Source organism: Pontivivens nitratireducens (genome assembly GCF_014235845.1).
In the GTDB taxonomy this organism is placed as follows: Bacteria; Pseudomonadota; Alphaproteobacteria; order Rhodobacterales; family Rhodobacteraceae; genus Pontivivens; species Pontivivens nitratireducens.
Map to the genome: position 1 here is coordinate 1 of NZ_JACJUQ010000042.1, position 3,240 is coordinate 3,240.

Sequence of the window (3,240 nt, forward strand, 5' to 3'; positions counted from 1 at the left end):
AATGAGATCTTCGCCGGGATTTTTGACTTGCCCGAAACCCTTGACAGAGGCCCGCCCCATTACGGAAGCGGGCTTTGAGAAGGGTGTTTCAAACCTCTCAAAGGAGATCCCCATGTCCATGAATGTTCAACCCCAGCCAGACCGTCCGGATCCGACCGTGATCGCGGTGCAGAACGACGCGTTTCGCAAACTTGCATGCCTTGGGGTGCCGCCCGCGCAACCCATCCAGGGCCGCATGCATGTCACCCGCTCGCTTATGGAGGCCGGCGATGGCTTCATGGCCGAGGCGGTCAAGGCAACCGGTGAGTTTGCCACGTTCGAGCCTGAGAATGATCCCGAGGGCTGGCACGATTTCGGGGCGGTCGAGATCCGGGGAGAGACCGTGTTCTGGAAGATCGATCTCTATGAAGCAGACTCGGATTTCCGCTATGGGGCTGAGACCCCGGACAATCCTGCCACCACCATGCGCGTGCTGACCATCATGCTGGCGCGCGACTGGTAGGGCAGGGGACTCCTCACCCTGACATCTGAGACGATGAAGGCCCGCTGACCCCTCAAAGGGAAAGTGGGCCTTTTGTCGTGGTGATCCCTGAAGCCGGGGATTGGTCACGCGCGTGAGCGCGCGGGCCACACCTCACCCTCCTGGAAGGATATCCCATGACCAAAAGCTTTGCTCCCCTTACCGTCGCTATCGGCGATCTCGTCCCGCATCCCGCCAATGTGCGCAGCAACGCGCCGGAAACCTATGACCCCGAAAACATCGCCCATCTGAAGGCCAGTATCGCTGTGCTGGGCCTGCTCCAGCCGCTTCTGGTTCAGAAGCTTGACGGCAAATATGCTGTCCTCGCCGGTGGCCGGCGCCATGCAGCCCTGAAGGAGCTGATCGCTGACAAGGCCAGCAAGGGATTCACGGCGAAGACCAAGGTGGACTGCCGCCTTGTGCCAGAAGACTGCGACGTCACCACGGCGCTGTCGCTCGCCGAGAACGTCACCCAGGCGCCGATGAACGCCATTGACGAGTTCGAGGCTTTCGCTCGGATGATGGAGGTCGATGGCCAAACGCCCGAGACGATCGCAAAGACCTTCGGCACCACGGTGGCGGCCGTGAAAGGCCGGTTGCGTTATGGCCTGATCCACCCCGACATCCGCGCCGCGGCTCGGGGCAAGGTGATCACGCTCGACACGATGAAGGCCTTTGCTGAGCATCCAAGCCAGGAGGCGCAGCGCGAGGTCTTCGAGGCGCTCACGAAGGACGGCGGCTATCTGCAGGCCTATACCGTCCGTCAGGCCCTCAAATCCCGCGGCGTGCAGGTCAGCGACGATATCGGGGCTTTCGTGCGCGCGGACTACGAGGCGCGTGGCGGTGCCGTCGCAGCCGATCTGCTGGATGAGCATTCCGTGCTTGAGGATGCGGCTCTGGTCGAGACCATCCTGCTCGAGAAGCTCGGTGCCGCTGCCGAAGAGGCCCGTATGAGGCTGGGCTTTGCCTGGGCCGATGCGATGGTGCGCTATGATTACGCGACCATGGCCGACTACGGCCGCGTCTATCCCGGCCCGATCGAGCCGGATGAGGCTGCCCAGAAGCGCATCGATGAGATCACCGCCGAGCTTGAGAAATTGCAGCTCGAGATGGAGGATGAGGGGCTCGAGGACGGTGCCTACAACGCGCTTTACGATCGCGTGGATGCCTTGGAAGAGGAAGCCCGCGATCTGCAGGAGGCCTACAGCGCCGAGGACCTTGCACGGTCTGGGGTGATCGCCTCGTGGCAGGGTGGGCAGATCACGCTCCATGTGGGCCTCGTCCGCCCGGAAGACACCGTCAAAGAGGAGGGCGCGCGCGGCTCCTCGGCTAGCCCGACCGGGGAGGAGGCCCCAGACGCCGGCGAAATCACCTATCCAGCCTCACTGGCTGAGGACCTCAAGACCGAGCGAGCCATGGCCCTTGGCGCCGCGATGGCGCTGCATCCGGAGGCCACGCTCGATCTGACGCTCTTCAAGCTGGTCAGTGACGTTCTGGCCAGCGGCATGAGTGTCACGCAGGCGATCAAGATCGATGCCCGCAAGGAATACCGCAGCCACGCCAAGATGGACGAGATCGACGAGACCTCGCTCGAGCAGGTGGCGGCGGCGCATGATGCGCTTGATCTATCCTGGCTCGATGACACCTGCGCGCCCGCTGATCAGTTCGCGGCGTTTCGCGCGCTGGAGGCCGGCGAGAAGGCCAAGCTCGTGGCCTATGCCACCGCCAGCACCACGCAGTCCTGCTTCGCGCGGGACCGCCAGCGCGACAGCCTGATGCATGCGTTCGAGATCGAGATCATGCCCGACATCCGCGCCCACTGGACGCCGAATGCGGCGCTCTTCAACCGCTTCAAGAAGGCCTGGCTCCTGAAGATCCTAGGCGAGGATCTGGGTCTCGCCCAGGAGGCGGTGACGCTGGCCTCGTCGAGCAAGAAGGAGATTGTCGCCTTCTGCGACAAGCTCTTCGCCGAACCCTTCGCCACCCTCACCGACGCGCAGCGCGCTGCCGTGGCCGCCTGGTGCCCGCCGATGATGCAGACCAACGATGTCGCCTTTGATGAGGCGGAGCCCATCGCGGAATCTCCGGAGCCTGACAGCGAGGTCGCGCAAGCGGCCTGAGCCATCACGCGACCCGCGCGTAGATCATGCCACCCGCGCGGGTCGACCCTCCCACACCCAACGGAAAGACATCCCCATGGCTATTCTTAAGTTCTCTGCCTCCGCAGTTGCCGCGCAAATCGCCCATGCGCGCGCCTGCAAAACCTTCCTGCCCAACTGGAACGGGCCCGTGAACAGGCCGGCCCTGATCCTCATCGTCGGCAATGGTGTGCATCTGTGCTCGAACGGCATCGATGGCACGACCACCCGTATCGTCACCACCGAACAGGCCGATCCCTCCTTCGCCTTCGCCGATGGCATGAACCCGTTTCGGGACACCGACTGGATGGCGCAGCGCCGCATGGCGTTTCGCGATCTGACCGGCCAGTTCTACACCGACATCCTGGATGACGTGCAGGTGCTCATCGACCGGGGGCGGGGGGCCATCCGGCTCGCCACCGATGGCCATAGCATCCGCGTCTTCGTGCGCCGGGCCTCGGACTATCTCATCGGCGGGACCTACGAGGTGCCCTCGGGCCTCGGGGGCACCTTCCGGGTCATTCTCAAGGATGCCTGCGACACCTTCGCGATCGTGCAGAACTGCGGCAATTGCGAGGATTT

General features: G+C 63.7%; 3 protein-coding genes. All 3 read left to right on the forward strand.

The features are described 5' to 3' along the window. Window positions 1-112 precede the first annotated feature (112 nt). Window positions 113-502 carry a DUF3768 domain-containing protein gene (locus H1S03_RS17310; protein ID WP_093362914.1) on the forward strand — a complete coding sequence of 130 codons (390 nt, stop codon included), beginning with the start codon at window positions 113-115 and terminating at the stop codon, window positions 500-502. A 155-nt stretch (window positions 503-657) separates the two neighbouring features. Next, a complete protein-coding gene (locus H1S03_RS17315; RefSeq protein ID WP_185805307.1) occupies window positions 658-2,640 on the forward strand; it encodes a ParB/RepB/Spo0J family partition protein in 1,983 nt (660 codons plus the stop codon). Window positions 2,641-2,716: 76 nt separating this feature from the next. Next, a partial coding sequence (locus tag H1S03_RS17320) for a regulator (protein WP_185805308.1) occupies window positions 2,717-3,240 on the forward strand: 524 nt, incomplete at its 3' end.

Coding starts and splice junctions, on each gene's coding strand:
- H1S03_RS17310 (WP_093362914.1), top strand. CDS start 113: ATGTCCATGAATGTTCAACCCCAGCCAGACCGTCCGGATCCGACCGTG.
- H1S03_RS17315 (WP_185805307.1), top strand. CDS start 658: ATGACCAAAAGCTTTGCTCCCCTTACCGTCGCTATCGGCGATCTCGTC.